Origin of the sequence: Dactylosporangium sp. NPDC005555, from assembly GCF_040605635.1 — a bacterium.
In the GTDB taxonomy this organism is placed as follows: Bacteria; Actinomycetota; Actinomycetes; order Mycobacteriales; family Micromonosporaceae; genus Dactylosporangium.
Genome location: NZ_JBEXDG010000155.1, coordinates 1 through 1,972 on the forward strand (window position 1 = coordinate 1; position 1,972 = coordinate 1,972).

At 67.6% G+C, this 1,972-nt stretch carries 1 protein-coding gene; it reads left to right on the plus strand.

Annotated elements, in window-relative coordinates; translation table 11 throughout:
* Nucleotides 1-41 precede the first annotated feature (41 nt).
* Nucleotides 42-1,972: chemotaxis protein CheA (locus ABZS58_RS51185; RefSeq protein WP_354792103.1), on the plus strand; the 1,931-nt coding region annotated here is incomplete at its 3' end.

Below are 1,972 nucleotides of genomic sequence, written 5' to 3' on the forward strand. Positions count from 1 at the left end.
GGGAGTCGTTGTTGTCGCGTCTGCGTGATGGTGCGCAGGGTATGACGCCGTCGACGACGGATGCGTTGTTGCGGATGGTGGACACGGTCCGTGGGTTGTTGTCGGAGATCGAGGAGCACGGTAAGGAGCTCGAAGGCGACGACGCGGGTGTGATCGCGGCTGTGAACGCCTGCATCACCGACGGTTCGGCCCCGGCCAAACCCGCCGCCACCGCTGCCGCCACCGCTGCCGCTGCCGCGCCGGCCGTCGACACCACCAAAGCGCCGGCGGCGGAGCCGGTCGCCGTGATCGATCCGACGCCCGTCGTCGAGGTCGTCGTCGTCGAACCGGTCGTGGTCGTCGCCCCCGTCGCCGAGCCTGACGCCCCCGCGTCGCCGGCCGCCGCCCCCGCCGCTCCCGCCGTCGCGCCGCCCGCTGTCGCCCCCGCCGCCCCGGTCGCCGCTCCCGCTGCTGTGCCGCCCGCCGCTGCCGCCCCGCCGGCCGCCAAGCGGCCCGCCTCCGGTGGCGACGCCCCCGCTGAGGACGGCGTGCCGAAGCGGAGTGTGGCGGATCAGTCGATCCGGGTGGATGTGGATCTGTTGGACAAGTTGATGAATCTGGTGGGGGAGTTGGTGTTGACCCGGAATCAGTTGATCCGGGCGATCGGGTCGGTGGCGGATCCGGGGATGACGCGGACGGGTCAGCGGTTGAATTTGATCACGTCTGAGTTGCAGGAGTCGGTGATGAAGACCCGGATGCAGGCGATCGATCATTTGTGGTCGAAGTTGCCGCGGGTGGTGCGGGATCTGTCTTCGACGTTCGGTAAGCAGATCCGGTTGGCGCAGGAGGGGAAGGAGACCGAGCTCGATCGGTCCCTCCTGGAGGCGGTGAAGGACCCGCTGACCCATCTGGTGCGGAATGCTGTGGATCATGGGATTGAGAGTCCTGTGGAGCGGGTGGCGGCGGGGAAGGGTGCTGAGGGGACGTTGACGTTGCGGGCCTATCACGAGGGTGGGCATGTGATTGTCGAGGTTCGTGATGATGGTTCGGGGATCGATCCGGACAAGATTGCCAGGATTGCGGTGGAGAAGGGTCTGGTGTCCAGGGATCAGTTGGCGGCGATGGATCGGCGGGAGGTTCTGGGGTTGGTGTTCCGGCCGGGGTTCTCCACCGCGAAGGCGGTGACGAATGTGTCGGGTCGTGGTGTGGGTATGGATGTGGTGAAGACGAATATCGAGCGGATCGGTGGTGCGGTCGATGTCGATTCGGTGGTGGGGAAGGGGACGACGTGGCGGTTGACGATTCCGTTGACCCTCGCCATCATTCAGGCGTTGACGATCGAGTGTGGTGATGAGCGGTATGTGATTCCGCAGGTCGCGGTGCATGAGCTGGTCTACCTCGACGGGCAGTCCGGACGCGTCGTCGAACACGCCATGGACGCCCCCGTGTACCGGCTGCGCGGCAAGCTCCTCCCGCTCGTCTACCTCGACGACATCCTCGGCCTGCACCGCGACGGCGAACACGACAAGGATGTCTACGTCGCCGTTCTCCAGGCCGAGGGCAAGCGTTTCGGCCTGGTCGTCGACCGTGTCCTGAACACGGAGGAGGTCGTCGTCAAGCCGCTCACCTCGCGGTTCAAGGACATCGGCACGTATGCCGGCGCCACCCTCCTCGGCGACGGGCGGGTCGCCCTCATCCTCGACGTCGCGTCCCTCGCACGCCGGGCCCACCTCGCCGCCGGTGCGGAACGGTCCGAAGGCGACACCACCGTGCGCCGCGGCGGCGGCAACGGCGGCAGGCTGCTCATCGCCGGCGTCGGCGACCGTCGCGTGGCCATCCCGCTCGACATGGTCACCCGTCTGGAGGAGTTCCCGGTGGAGCGGATCGAGCGCACGGGTAGCCGTGAGGTGGTGCAGTACCGGGACCAGATCCTGCCGGTGCTGCGCCTGTCGCACATGCTCGGCGCGTACGAGACGGAATCCGGACCCACCGT